Annotated in this window: 12 protein-coding genes; 6 read left to right on the forward strand and 6 right to left on the reverse strand. The window is 51.4% G+C overall.

From position 1 onward, the window contains the following. Positions 1 to 9: 9 nt before the first annotated feature. The 3 genes from NLK60_RS16540 (at position 10) to NLK60_RS16550 (ending at position 3,987) form a co-directional block, all read left to right on the forward strand. The gene (locus NLK60_RS16540; protein WP_254810580.1) at positions 10 to 2,322 is read left to right on the forward strand and encodes an amino acid permease; all 2,313 of its coding nucleotides are present in this window, start codon (positions 10 to 12) and stop codon (positions 2,320 to 2,322) included. 64 nt (positions 2,323 to 2,386) lie between these two features. After that, a complete protein-coding gene (locus NLK60_RS16545; RefSeq protein WP_254810581.1) occupies positions 2,387 to 3,085 on the forward strand; it encodes a universal stress protein in 699 nt (232 codons plus the stop codon). A gap of 512 nt (positions 3,086 to 3,597) precedes the next feature. Further along, positions 3,598 to 3,987, forward strand: a complete 390-nt coding sequence (locus NLK60_RS16550; RefSeq protein WP_254810582.1) for a CBS domain-containing protein — start codon at positions 3,598 to 3,600, stop codon at positions 3,985 to 3,987. Here the strand turns inward: NLK60_RS16550 and NLK60_RS16555 are convergent, their stop codons facing one another. From NLK60_RS16555 to NLK60_RS16575, 5 genes are all read right to left on the reverse strand, one after another. Beyond that, positions 3,988 to 4,188, reverse strand: a complete 201-nt coding sequence (locus tag NLK60_RS16555) for a hypothetical protein (RefSeq protein ID WP_254810583.1) — start codon at positions 4,186 to 4,188, stop codon at positions 3,988 to 3,990. A 119-nt stretch (positions 4,189 to 4,307) separates the two neighbouring features. Further along, positions 4,308 to 4,544, reverse strand: a complete 237-nt coding sequence (locus NLK60_RS16560; protein ID WP_254810584.1) for a cation:proton antiporter regulatory subunit — start codon at positions 4,542 to 4,544, stop codon at positions 4,308 to 4,310. Positions 4,545 to 4,922: 378 nt separating this feature from the next. Next, positions 4,923 to 6,617, reverse strand: coding sequence for a cation:proton antiporter (locus NLK60_RS16565; RefSeq protein WP_254810585.1), 1,695 nt, complete (start codon positions 6,615 to 6,617; stop codon positions 4,923 to 4,925). Then, positions 6,614 to 8,365 (reverse strand): cation:proton antiporter, encoded by a 1,752-nt coding sequence (locus NLK60_RS16570; RefSeq protein ID WP_254810586.1) that lies wholly within the window; start codon positions 8,363 to 8,365, stop codon positions 6,614 to 6,616. Before NLK60_RS16570 ends, NLK60_RS16565 begins: the two co-directional genes overlap by 4 nt. Before the next feature lie 121 nt (positions 8,366 to 8,486). After that, complete coding sequence (locus NLK60_RS16575; RefSeq protein WP_254810587.1) at positions 8,487 to 9,335, reverse strand: ion transporter; 849 nt, start codon at positions 9,333 to 9,335, stop codon at positions 8,487 to 8,489. A 127-nt stretch (positions 9,336 to 9,462) separates the two neighbouring features. Here NLK60_RS16575 and NLK60_RS16580 point away from each other — a divergent pair, with 127 nt between their 5' ends. Both NLK60_RS16580 and NLK60_RS16585 read left to right on the forward strand, forming a co-directional pair. Further along, positions 9,463 to 10,581, forward strand: a complete 1,119-nt coding sequence (locus NLK60_RS16580) for a mechanosensitive ion channel family protein (RefSeq protein WP_254810588.1) — start codon at positions 9,463 to 9,465, stop codon at positions 10,579 to 10,581. A gap of 234 nt (positions 10,582 to 10,815) precedes the next feature. Then, complete coding sequence (locus NLK60_RS16585) at positions 10,816 to 11,880, forward strand: succinylglutamate desuccinylase/aspartoacylase family protein (protein WP_254810589.1); 1,065 nt, start codon at positions 10,816 to 10,818, stop codon at positions 11,878 to 11,880. Between the two features lie 71 nt (positions 11,881 to 11,951). Here the strand turns inward: NLK60_RS16585 and NLK60_RS16590 are convergent, their stop codons facing one another. Then, positions 11,952 to 12,527: a diadenylate cyclase gene (locus NLK60_RS16590; protein WP_254810590.1), complete on the reverse strand. Its 576-nt coding sequence runs from the start codon at positions 12,525 to 12,527 to the stop codon at positions 11,952 to 11,954. Between the two features lie 769 nt (positions 12,528 to 13,296). Between NLK60_RS16590 and NLK60_RS16595 the strand changes: the two genes are divergently transcribed. Then, on the forward strand, positions 13,297 to 13,707 hold the full coding sequence (locus NLK60_RS16595) for a DUF7985 family protein (protein WP_254810591.1): 411 nt from the start codon (positions 13,297 to 13,299) through the stop codon (positions 13,705 to 13,707). Positions 13,708 to 13,741: the final 34 nt, after the last annotated feature.

Consider the following 13,741-nt stretch of genomic DNA (forward strand, 5'->3'; position numbering starts at 1 on the left):
TGAGTACTCGTGAACGGCGACGAAGAACTCGCAAAAGACCTCGGTCCCCTCGCCGCTCTGACTATCGGGGTCGGGACGATGGTCGGAGCCGGGATTTTCGTACTTCCCGGTCCGGCAGTCGATCAACTCGGACCGTTGGCAGCACTGGCGTTCGTAATCGGTGGAATTCTCGCCTTATTGACGGCACTTTCGGCGTCCGAACTCGGGACTGCGATGCCCGTCTCCGGTGGAGCGTACTACTACATCAACCAGGGACTCGGCCCGTTGTTCGGCTCGATCGCCGGCTGGGGCAACTGGCTCGGTCTCGCGTTCGCCTCCGCTTTCTACATGTACGGATTCGGCGCGTACGTGAACGAATTTATTGTGATTTCGGGGCTGACGATCGGTCCGCTCGAACTGGCACCGGCACAGGTGGTTGGGCTCGTCGGAGCTGCGTTCTTCATCGCGGTCAACTACGTCGGCGCGAAGGAAACCGGACGTCTTCAGAATATTATCGTTATCACACTCATCGGGATTCTCGCCGTCTTCACGCTCTTCGGCGTGCTGAATGCCGACATAGACACGCTCACACCGATCGATCCCTTCGGCTGGACGCCGCTGTTGCCGGTGACAGGACTCGTGTTCGTCTCCTATCTCGGATTCGTCCAGATTACGTCCGTCGCTGAAGAGATTCAACAACCAGGCAAGAATCTCCCGCGGGCAGTCATCGGTAGCGTCGTCATCGTCACGGCGATGTACGCGTTCATCCTTCTCGCAGTGTTGGCAGCCGTGGAAACCGATGTCGTCGCCGGAAACGATACGGCCGTCGTAGACGTTGCACAGATATTGATCGGACCGCTCGGTGCGGCAGCACTCTTGCTCGGTGGGTTGCTGGCGACGGCTTCGTCGGCGAACGCGTCGATCCTGGCCTCCTCGCGGATCAACTTCGCCATGGGGCGCGATAAGTTGGTTACGCCGAAAATTAACGAGGTTCATCCCCGCTTCGGCACACCGTATCGCGCAATTGCGATTACGGGTGGTCTCATTATTGTATTTCTCGTGTTCGGGAATTTGGAACTACTGGCGACCGCCGGGAGCGTCCTCCATCTCATCGTGTACGGACTGTTGAACCTCGCGTTGATCGTGTTCCGAGAAGCAGATCCCACCGGCTATAACCCCGACTTCGAGGTCCCGTTGTATCCCGTCGTGCCCATTCTCGGCGCGATATTTTCTTTCGCGTTGATCGTGTTTATCGAACCGGTCGTAATCCTTCTCGCGGCGGTTCTCGTCGTATTCGCCGCCGTCTGGTACATAGGATACGCCCGGTCGCAAGTAGAAGAGGCGGGTGTGCTCGCACGTTACGTGCTCGAACGATCGGAAGAATTACCGGACGTCGCGGTGTCGGCCTCAACCGCCGTCCAACCCGAAGAGAGCGACTACCGTGTAATGGTTCCGCTGGCGAATCCGGCCAGTGAGAAACATCTCATCACGCTCGGCTCAGCGATCGCTGACCAGCACGATGGGACTGTCGTCGCGGTTAACATCGTCGCCGTCCCAGATCAGACATCGCTGGAGGCAGCTCGAAGCCAACAGGAATACGACGCAGCACACCATTTGCTCGATCAGGCACAGACCGATGCCGAGACGTATGGAGCGGAGGTCGAAACCCATGTCGTTCTCTCTCATCAGCCGTTCGAGGAGATCTTCAACGCGGCTAAGAGATACGGAAGCGATATCTGTGTAATGGGGTGGGGTCCCAAGTCGCACAGTGCACCTGGACGAGCTGAATCTACCATCGACGAGCTCGCACATTCCTTGCCATGTGACTTCCTTGTGTTCAAAGACCGTGGATTCGACCCATCACGAGTTCTTGTTCCAACTGCTGGCGGTCCTGATTCAGAACTCGCAGCAGTCATCGCTAAAACACTCCAAGATCAATTTGCCGTGACCGTGACGCTCCTCCACGTTGCGGAAGATCCAGAGCGTGGACAACGGTTCCTGCGGTCGTGGGCAGCCGATAACGACCTCACCGGGTCTGATCAACGGGTGGTGACTGGTGACGTCCAAACTCGAATTGCTGAAGCGGCAGAGGATTCGACCTTGTTATTGATCGGCGCAACCGAGCGAGGGATGCTGTCACGACTTGTTCGCGGATCGCTCGTTCTCGATGTGCTTACCGAGGTCGAATGTTCGGTGATATTGGCGGAAAAGAGCCATACACGTACGTTGCGCGAGCGCCTATTCGGGCTTACTCATACTGATCCGGACTCAATGGTAGGCACCGGTGTCGAACCCGAACCATCTACTCCTGATGTCGAGGATTCCGACGCAGAAACGGGATAATGCCTTCATTCGCACCTCGACCGATGGCCATAGCGTTTTATGTTCCCTATCTGTATTACCTCATATGTTACGTGTTCTTGTGCCGCTTGCAGTCCTCAAAGGTGAAACCGTCTCACCAGGTTTGATGAAACTTCTCAGTACTCTCGATGTCACGGTTCTCGGCTACTACGTTCCACCTGATCAGACGTCGGCGGAACAAGCACGAAATCAGTTCGGTGAGAGAGCGAAATCATCGTTAGACGACATTGTTCAGGAATTCCAACAGACAGGTGGAGACGCCGATTACCATTTGGTCTTTACTCATGATCGCCAGCAGACGATACATCGCGTGGCCGAGGAAATCGACGCCCGTGCTATTGTCACAACTGGTGCGACAGGGAACGTAGATCGATTGTTGGTCTCACTTTCTGGCAATGTCGATGTCGAACGAATCCTTTCTTTCGTTTCCGAACTGGTAGCCGAGCGAGAAATTGGCGTTACGCTGCTTGCGGTGAGTAGTCGGGCTGAGGATGGCGAGTCTCGCCTCAAAAACGCTGCATCACGCCTTTCTTCAGAAGGTCTTGACGTGGAAACAGTAGCAAAGGCTGGATCAGCGTTTGACGCGATTACTGGAACGATTGAGGGACACGACGCTGTCGTGCTTGGCGAAAAAGCTCCATCGTTGACCTCCTTGATCTTCGGTGACGAAACTGACCGAATTGCATCAACAACTGTCGGCCCCGTTCTGGTGGTTAGATCCAAAAGAACAGCACACAGTAGATGACAACCGAATTTATTGATAGCTTCTAGTGTTAGCGAGAACTCAATTCGCGGGACGCAAGACGACTTATAGTAGTCCGGGAAGGATTGACCGACGAGCCATAGTCACCATTAGACCTATGAAATGCGGAGGACACATATTCTACTATGGGGACAAACAGCAAGTCTATCGAACTCCCGGACGAGATGATGAGCAAGCTTCAACAGGCAAGAAGATACGGAGAAAGTCAAAGTGACGTTGTTGGACGGATCCTCTCTCGCGGCATCAGAGGCGATATCAACCGGACGAAATTAAAGTGGGTCTCGTTTATCGCTGCGGTTCTGTGGCTTCTCAGTCTCGGGTTGGTCAGTACAACTGCTGCCAGCCTCGTTGGGGGATTTCATATCATAACAATCCTATTCTGGGTCATTTGGTCAGAGATACAATAATAAAGAAGCCGACGCACTGGGTGAAAATAACATTTTGAGATCAATAGAGAGGACACGTTATATATGAACGTAGCCTGATCTGTGCGTATGATCCCGTTCTATATTGGAGAAGTGATGAGACGGAAGACAGAACAGCTGGAAAAGGAGAGGAGAGCGGCTCGTGCTCTGGAAAAGCTCACCGAGCCAGAGACGGACCTGATCGTCGTTACTGACGATGGCAAGCCTGTCGGAGTGTTCACTCATTCAGAGGCAGTGAAACTGGTTGAGGAACAGAAAGACCCTTCATCAACGACCCTCGGCGATTGCTCTTTATCTCCGGTGGTTACAATCGGTGAGTCCGAGAATGTCGAAACGGCTGCTGCGATAATGGAAGAGCAAGGCCTGAAATATCTACTCGTCGAGAAAGCCAACAAGATAGTAGGCTATTTAACCGATCGTGATATCTCTACGGCCCTTTCCGAAGTTAATGAAAAGTAGCTATTCAAACAACCCATTATAGGCCAACCATAGATTCTGTATTACGACCACGAGTAAGAGTACCAGCATTGCAATAACTGCGTACTCGATGAATCCAGCAATCCATAGCCCGATAGTTACTATCAGTAAAGAGATAGCGTATTTGTTGAAATTATATTTTAGAACATCCCTTACTGCTCCTTTACTTGGGACGTCTACCATATCATTACCCTATTCACGTCTGCGAATATAGGCTCTTATTCATCCGAGAACAATAACCTTTGAGATCTCAGGACATCATCTGACGCATACTATATCTACTTATTCTGATATATTGGCTATTATTCAGGGCTTTTTGATATCGGTTCGAGATACGCATCGATCAGTATCATTCCTAAAACGCGTGCTTCCTTATCTGATAATGTAAATAGCTTTGATGCATCCTCATCCGGTGACTCTCGGAGATGAACATCTTTCTGACCGGACTTCCTGACGGTGACGACTAACTCTTCATCACTTGAAATGTCCATCTCGTATTGCTTACGGACGCCTTTGGGATTTGATTCGCGGACTTCCATACTGATCGAGTTCTGCACGGGCCTACGTAAAAATACTCTTTCGGCTGATTACCGGCGAAGGGGTGAATCATTTGGAATGTCGATTTCGCGATACAGACAGAGTTCTCGAGCTCGGTCGCGTAGTTCGGATGGGTCTGGAAGCTTTCTGTCGTGAACTGCTTCGACGATTACCCAGCCCATCAGATCGTCGTGGGTCTCTTCATCAGCAAGTTGGTGTACTGTTTCTAGAATTTCCCGATAATCGTCTCGGGGATTCACTTGGGGTGATTGTGGGGTCTGGTCTAGCTTTCGTTGCGCACGTAGGATTCGCTGGATTGCAAACGTCGGTGAAGCCATAACACAGCGTTATTCCCCGATTGCCTTAAGAATTAGATAGACTCACCACTGTCCATCATCATACTCTGTTTTGCCCAGTGAGGCGAACCCGGCCTGTTCGAACTCGTCAAGTGTTTTGAGGTGGTGTTCTCGTAATGCCTCTCGATCCACGTCTCCGGCAAGTACGTCTTTGAGATGTTCCGTCAACTGTTCGGTTGCCAGTAAATCTGGAATGATCACATAATCCGCCCCCTGCTGTAACTGCGAGCGTGCTTCTTCAGCATTAGAAGAGCGGAGCATCATTTCGGCGTCCGTGTCGAGAGTGAGTATTCGCTCAGACAGGTACGTCGTATCGACGGTCGAAACGATCAACTGAGCCGATTCGTGTTGGGCCTTCTCCCACGTATAGTCGTGTAGCGCATCTCCGAACACGAAGTGCGTACAGCTGCTTTGGAGCTCTCCAAACCGAGCTGGGTCGTTCTCTATGACAACAAATTCTCGACCGATCTGTTCACACTGGGACGCCAGTTGGCGACCGATCCGTCCGAATCCAACGACGATGACGTGGTCATGGAGATCGGGTTCGATCTGACTTCGGTCATCAGTCTTCTCGCCGTGGAATTTGTCCAGTCCCAGCTCCGAAAGCATCCGGTATATCTGATCGTCGTGTCGACGCGTGAAACTGGAGGTAATCATTGTAATTGCAGCTGCAAGGACGATTGCATCGAACAGTTCGCGGAGTAAGTGATCGAGGATGAGTGCCTGAATTGCGATGATGAGCGCAAATTCACTCACCTGATCGAGACTGAGGCTGGTAAATGTCGAGGCTCGCGTATCGTATCCCTCCCAAAGCAGCGTCGCGATGATGATGAGAGGTTTGACGAGAACAGTGAGGACAATCAAGACGAGAGCAGCAAGTGCGATCTCCAGCGTTGGAACTGCTACAAGAGCACCAACCGTAACGAAGAAAATCGCGACGAAGAAGTCGCGGATCGATTGAATCCCGTTGAGCATTCCGAGGTTGCGCGTGAAGTCTCGCTTGATCGCTAGACCAGCCGCGAAGGCCCCGAGGACGATCGAAATACCGAGAAATTCGGAGATGGCCATAAATCCGATCAGGATTGACACACTACTGATCAATAGGAGTTCTTGAGACCCTTCGGCGAGTTTGAGCAGGTAATCGAACAGATACGTGCTGATAATGAAAGCCACCACCAAGAGACCGATGCCAATCGCGAGTCGCTGACCGACTGCCTCGGTGGTGAACGTCTCTGCGGCAAGGATCAGTATGAGGAGAACGGCAATTAGGTCTTGAATGAAGTGGATGGAATTGGCGAGCCGACCGTACACGAGGTTTTCTCTAATTTCCGATTGGAGCGATGCCGTCCCGACGATAGTCGAACTCAGTCCCGCGGCGACGGCGAGATAGGCCGCGTTTAGCGCATCGTATCCGAGTAAAAGTCCAGCCCCATATCCAACGGTACTAATCACTGCAAACTGAGCGAAGGCTGCAAGTTCGCTGTCCCGTAAGACGTTTCGGATGTCTCCGAACTCCAGATTTACCCCGTACACGAACACGAGGAATGCGATACCCCACTGTGCAATTTCGAGAAGAATATCTTCCTGAATGAATTGTCCGGCGACGATTCCTGCGAGGATCAGCGCCGGAACGGTTGCCAGTCTAAAGTAGTGCGCTCCCAGCAGGAATACGCCAGCAATCACGAAGATAATTCCCATTGCGGTCAAGAGTTCTGTCATTCCTTTTCACCCCCATTTGTGGCAGCGTCTTCGTCCCACGAAAGAATCGACACGCCATCCATGTCAAGCCCCTCGGCTGGGTATTTTTGGATTCGCTCAATATCGACTTTGGTCATCCGCTCGAACTCGTCAGGATCTTCGAAGTACAACTCCAAGTAATCGCTCACGCGTTCGGCCGTCAGATGGGTGCTCATGATGACGTAGTGCGCCCCCAATTTATAGAGTTCGCGCGCGTCGTCGATCCAGTTCGCCTCAACGAAAACCGTCGTTTTACTCGACAGTTCCGAAAGCAAAGCTTTGTTCACCTCCGGCTGCATCGTCGAACTCAAGACGAAAGACGCGCGTTTCAGCCCCGCGGCTTTGCGGACTTCTGTGTGCCTGAAGTCCCCAAACACAGTGTCGTAACCCTTCTGTTCGAGTTCTTCTCGATGGGCCGCTTTTCGATCGACGACGACCAGCTGGTCGAACTCCCGGTCAAGAATGGGCAAGACGTTTTTCGTGATCTCATCGTATCCGATGACGACTGCGTGATCGTTGTACTCCGGTAGCTCGGCATCGACTTTCTCCTCGGACTCCCAGCGGGTGAAGAACGGCTGGACGCGGTCGTAGATCTGATGGTTGTAATTGATGATATACACGGAGATGCTCATCGTCATCAACGCCATCAGGCTGAGGTAGCCAAGAATAGGTTCGTCAATGAAGCCCGCGGTAATGGCGATTCCACCGACGACCAGTGAGAACTCGCTCACCTGAATCATGTTCAAGCTTCCGAGGAACGACGTTTCGACGCTGAACCCCTCGCGGTCGATCAGATAGAACATGATCCAGAAGTTCCCGACCATCAGGACGACCGAGGCGATAATAGCCTCCATCCAGTAGGCAAACAAGTCTGCAGCTTCGAGTTGGAGGCCGATCGCAACGAAGAAGACGAGGATGAAGAAGTCCGTGATTGGCCCGACCCGATCCTCAAGTTCTGTACTGTAGGGCAGTTGTGCGATCGACATTCCTGCAAGGAATGCGCCCACTTCGAGTGAGAGATTCAACTCTTCGGAAATAAGGATGAAGAGGAACGCCCACGCAATTGCGACCAAAAAGAAGATGTCCTTGTTGTCGGCGATGCGACGGAAAAGCCGCGGGAGGAGGTATCGTGACGACGCGAAGGCGATGATTCCGATCAGGGAAATGAGGACGGTGATCGTGACGATTGTCACGCCAATCTCCGTCGGTGAGTCGAGTTGACCCGCACCCAACAATGCAAGCACGAATACGAGATAGATGTCCTGAACGATGAGTACCCCGACGTCAATCTTGCCGGGCATCGCCGTAATTTCGTCTTTGTCGGTGAGAATCTTGACGATGATCGGCGTCGCACCGAAGACCGTTGCTAATGCGATAATGATCGTCTCAATGAGCGTAAAACCGAGAAACCACGCCACGGCGAATGCAAGCGCAGTTTGAAGAATCGTCTGAAGAACTGCAATGTTGACGATTGGTCGCAGGATGTCTTTAACGTCATCAAGCCGCATTTTGATGCCGAGTAAAAACAGGAGGAAGCCAAGACCGAGTTCTGCCATCGTCTCAGTGAGTTCGCCCGGCGTGATAACGCCGAATACGGCAGGGCCAAGCAACAGACCGGTCAAGATATACGCAATGATGGTCGGTTGTCCGGTTTGTTTTGCCAACAATCCGACAACAGCCGCTGCGACGATGATTATGGCGAAGTCAGCTGCAAGTACGATTTCTGACATAGTAGATGTAGTGGGATATTGAAGCCGGGTTGTGGTGTGATAGATTCGACGCCTAAATAAAATCCAGCGTTCTGATTCGGAGCAGGCTTCGTTTTTACGTTCGGAAGATTCTCAGTGAACGCTAAGGCTTAGGTTTCTCTGCTGGGTCGAGCTCCTCTGGAGGTTCGTGATCGAGATCATCTACGTGTTCACCACAGTGCGGACAGTATTGATCCCCCCGACGGCGACTATCAAGCTCCTCGGCAAATCCGGATGCAATAATACCCGCTGGTAGGGCAAAGAGAGCAATCCCAAGTAATGCAATTATTGCACCGAATGCTCGTCCAAGTGGCGTTACTGGAACCACATCACCGTAACCGACTGTGGTTAGCGTAACAATGCCCCACCAGATCGATGCTGGTATGCTAGTGAAGACTTCAGGTTGTGCATCACGTTCGACATAATACATAAGGCTAGAAACAAATACAAGCCAAATACTCATAACTAAAATAGTGATCCCCAATTCGTGGGATTTTCGCCGGAAAACATCCGTAATGAGTGTTGTTGAATCGGAATACCGCGCGATTTTGAGTAGTCGGAAGAGACGGAAAATTCTGAGCATCCGCTCAGCTCCTTGCTCACCGATGATCACGGGAAGGTAGAACGGCAATATGGCTAACAGGTCGATGAGTGCATACGGGGAAAGCATGAACCGGATCCGACCACGGATCGGGGATGAATACCGCTCGTCTACAGTGCACGACCACACCCGGAGGACATATTCGACGGAGAAAACGGCGACACAAAACACGTCGAATGCGTAGATGTACCAGCCGAACTGGGCGCCGATCCAATCCACCGTCCCTGCAACGTACGTCGCCACGTTCAGAACAATTAAGCCCATAATAAACAGGTTTGTTCCGAGTGATAGGCGACTCTCAGTATTTGTGCCGTCCAAGAGAACGTAGACGCGTCCTTTCAGGGACTGCATGGAGCCAAAAGCCATAATTTACTCATAATCTATTGGACGAAGGGCTTAAGAACGCCGTTCCTCGGTCTCTTACTGGAATTGCCCACGTAGCAAAAGCTTATCATACGCCTACCGACTGTATCCCGCTATGGAGAGTATCGTCGGCGAATATCTTGAGACGATCCCGACCTCGATACAGGTTATTCTAATCCTCTCATTCTCCTTTGTCGCTGCAAAAATAATCGAATCAATTGGGTATCACGTGTTACATCAGTCGAAGAGATTGGCAACTGGTGAGTACGACCGAATCATCATTGAGGAACTTCACGTACCATTATATGTAACTATCTTCCTCGTCGGAGTGTATGCAAGTGCTCGATTACTTCCGGAGGTAGGAATCGGATTCTATATTGCCTCTACTGCTATGTCCATTATATTGGTTCTATGGGCCTATGCAACAATCTGTCTCGGAGGACGTATTATTGGTGCTAGCAATAATGCTCCAACCGACCGTGAAATCACGCCGATCTTCAAAAACGTACTCACATTCTTGGTTATTGTTGCCAGTTTTTTCTTGCTCTTAGGCATCTGGAACGTCGACGTTACACCGTTACTCGCATCTGCTGGGATAATCGGGATTGTCCTTGGTATTGCTGCTCAGGATTCTTTAGGGAACTTCTTTAGTGGAATCTCACTGTATCTGGACAAAACCTACAAGCTAGGAGATGTGGTACAGCTGGAATCAGGTGAGCGAGGGACTGTTATCGATATGAGTATTCGAAGTACCACAATACTCACGAGAGATAATATAGCCATAACTGTCCCAAATTCCGAACTGAACTCAAAACAGGTGATCAACGAATCTGCCCCTGTACGCCGTCGACGTATACGACTCGATGTCGGTGTCGCATACGGATCAAACCTTCAACAGGCTAAAGAAGCACTGCTTAAAATTGCTGAAGAAGAAGACCTAATACTCGAAACACCCGGTCCAGTCGTTCGATTTCAGGAGTTCGGAGATTCATCTATTGTCGCGCAATTGCAGTGCCATATTGAACACCCAGCGTTGCGAGGACGGGCGAGACACTTCTTGATTGAACGAATAGATGAACGCTTCCGTGAGGAAGAAATCAAGATACCGTTCCCACAACGTGAATTAACGTTCTATGAATCAGGAAACACGGTTCGGTTCGAAGATGGTAATGAACAAGTGGCATTTCCCAATTCAGTGAGTGAAGACATAGCGGAACAAAATACAGACGATTAGCTCAAACGATATGAGGCACCGTATGCTGATTAGAATAGCTATAGAGATTGCTGAAAATGAATGTCGGTTTCAATGTCAGCAGATACTTGAAAGCCCGACCACGGTCGCCTTCGCCTATCAAGGTGATGGGGCTCATATGGCATTCACGGTAGAGGGCTCCAGAAGTTGTTAAACGTCTCACCATTGGATATCCTCTGACGGAGCGCTTTTGAAGTGTCCATCCAATCGATGGTCATGAACCGGATACGTTCCGAACCGGAACCGTTCCAGTATGATGGGGAGGTTGACCCAGGAGAGAAGCGTCACATCCGATATGAGGTGGGTGAGACCTACCTCGGCGACCCGATCGAAATACCGATTACAGTCATCAACGGAGAGCATGACGGAAAGTCGGTGTTTTTCAGCGCGGCGATCCACGGCGATGAACTTAACGGTGTCAAAGTTGTCCAGGAGATCGCCGACCGATACTCGCCACAGGACCTCCACGGGACGCTCATCTGTCTGCACGTCTGTAACATTCCCGCCTACGAGGCCCAACAGCGGTACACGCCGATATACGATCAGGATATGAACCGATCGTTCCCGGGGAAAGAACGCGGGAACACTACCGATCGTATGGCCTACGAGATCTACCACCGGTTCATCGCCCAGTGTGATATTGGTATTGACTTTCACACTTCGACCCGCAACCGGACGACGATCTACCACGCTCGTGCCGATCTGACGAATCCAGATGTCAAGCGGCTGGTACGGGCGTTTGCAACGAACGTTGTCCTGTACGGTGAGGGCGATGATGGGGCGCTCCGGTCGGTAGCGACCGCCGCCGACATCCCGACAATTACTGTTGAGATGGGACGTGCCCACCGGTTCCAACCGGTCCTCATTGAGAAGGCACTGGAAGGCGTTGAGAGTGTACTCGCCGAGTACGAGTTCTTACCCGGGGAGCCGGTCCACTGGCCAGGTTGGTACAAGACGACAGCCGCAGACAGCACGAAACGGTGGCTCCGAGCCGACACCGGCGGCCTCGTCGAGATGGAGTGGGGACCGTACCCCCTCGTTCACGAGGACGAGACGATCTGTACCATCACCAACCACTTCAAGACCGAAGAACACGTCGTCACCGCACCGTTCGACGGGCTCATCGTCGGTGCACTGGAGAACCCAGTCGCGGCCCCCGGCCATCCGCTGTGTCACATCGTTCGGCTCGATCGTGAGACACTCACCGAGATTGAACGCGAGATCAAACAGGGCGAGTTCGATGGCTATCGTGCTCACGGTGATAATTGGGTCGAGAGTTGAACGTAGTTCTCATCAGAGGTCATGCCGGAATAGAATGCAATATCCATAGAATAATACCATTGGAGCGTCCTTCAGCTCTCGTCATAATCACCTGTAGAACGCCACTCACCACCTAACTCATCACGTTGATAGTCGTTGTAGGTCCCCTCTGTGAAGATGGTCATTCGGCCGTTTTCCTCGCTAAGTGTGATAGCTGCGACGATCTCTTCGCGGACGGATATTTCGACTGCGCTGAGGTGCTTCGTTCCCATCCAGTCGGCCGACTCTACCCTCTCGTCTTCTGCTCCTGATCCGCTGTTACCCAGACTCTTGATTCGAACCATCTGCTCCTGAATAGTTCCATCTGTACTGATAATAATCGCACCATCGCGTGAATGGCCCACTGCTCGCGCTGCCTCTACGAATCCGTCGAGATTCTCCGTCACGACTCGACAGGTCTCCACCGGCCACGTGTTCTCCCCCAGTGGATCGGCATACGCCCTGGAATGAACCCCTGTCACGACTACGAAATACAGTCCTGGCCCACGTACATACTCCTCGTCCCACCGGTCGAATCCGAGACTGATACTCTCGATAGCATACGTAATAAACTCGATAAGCTCCGTCACCGTCGTATATTCGACTCGTAATGGATCTGGATCAGTCACGAAGATCACCGTTACTGACGACCAATCCAGAAAGGACGAAGATGGCAACTACGACCGTCGTCCCGACACTGTTAGCGAGCGTCCTAAGTAGCCCGACATTGGGACTAAGACCCTCATATACTCCTGCCAAATGAGTACACAAAGACCTCCCAGAGTCCTTTGTCATACTCCATTAGTAGTTTGGATGTTATAAAAATTCAGTGAGGCAGCAACAAACCGAGGATCTGCCATATTGACGCCATAAATCTTGTACTGGCTTACCCACCAACTTTCGATCTATTATTTGTATGATTACCGCGAGAGCCGCTCAACAATCCTTTCACGCACTGTCCGGTGTGTTTTGAGTTCACTACGAGCTAATGCAATGTTTGTGAGCGGGTATAACACATACGCTGGGAGATTTGGCGTCGATGGTTTTGAAGGCCGATCGTCCAGAGTTACCCCACAGAGTGAAGTCTTTGAATTCCGTGGGGTAACTCTGTTTCAAAACACACGAAAATTTGACTTTCATTATTTTCTTCTATTTTCCTGATTGGTTGGAAATCCGTCTTCTAAAACAATCAATTTCTAGAATCATTTTAGAAATACAGAAGATATATGCTCTATCTCGACAGATCGTATTTCGACAATCAATGAGCAAATTGAGGAACCGAAAGCAAACATTCTCTCGAACAGGTTGCAGTCGATACAATCCGTTGAACAGTGGCTTCACCGCAAATCTGCACAGCGAGATGGCTCGATACAGATCTAGTAGAGGTCAGGTCTCTCAATGACGACAAGAGATCGTCCTCCTGGTGAACAACAGAATCCCAATGCTCTTCGACAGCGAGTAGTACGTAGCGGATTCGCTTCGTTCCTTATCCTCTCGCTTGTCGCTGTAGACCCCGTTTTGGCTCAAGACAGCGTCGTGTGTGACGCTGAAGGCTTGCCAGACATGATCTCTGGATTCTTCCAGATTACGACTGCGCTCGGAATTATGGGATTGGTTGTGGTCTGGCAGGCTGATTCACTCGTTGAGATGTTCACGATGAACATCGAGCAGAAAAAGAGCCTCAAACAGCACAAACGGACGGCGATGAAGTCTGCAGTTATCCTCGTGATCCTCGGACCGCTGTATACGGTTGCTGGATCGGCGATGGGGCTTCCACTCGCTGAGTGTGTCGACCTCGTCCCGTGGTAACTCAACGCTACACCCTGGATCGTCTCTGATTCAC

This window comes from Natronosalvus amylolyticus (assembly GCF_024298845.1).
Taxonomy (GTDB): Archaea; Halobacteriota; Halobacteria; order Halobacteriales; family Natrialbaceae; genus Natronosalvus; species Natronosalvus amylolyticus.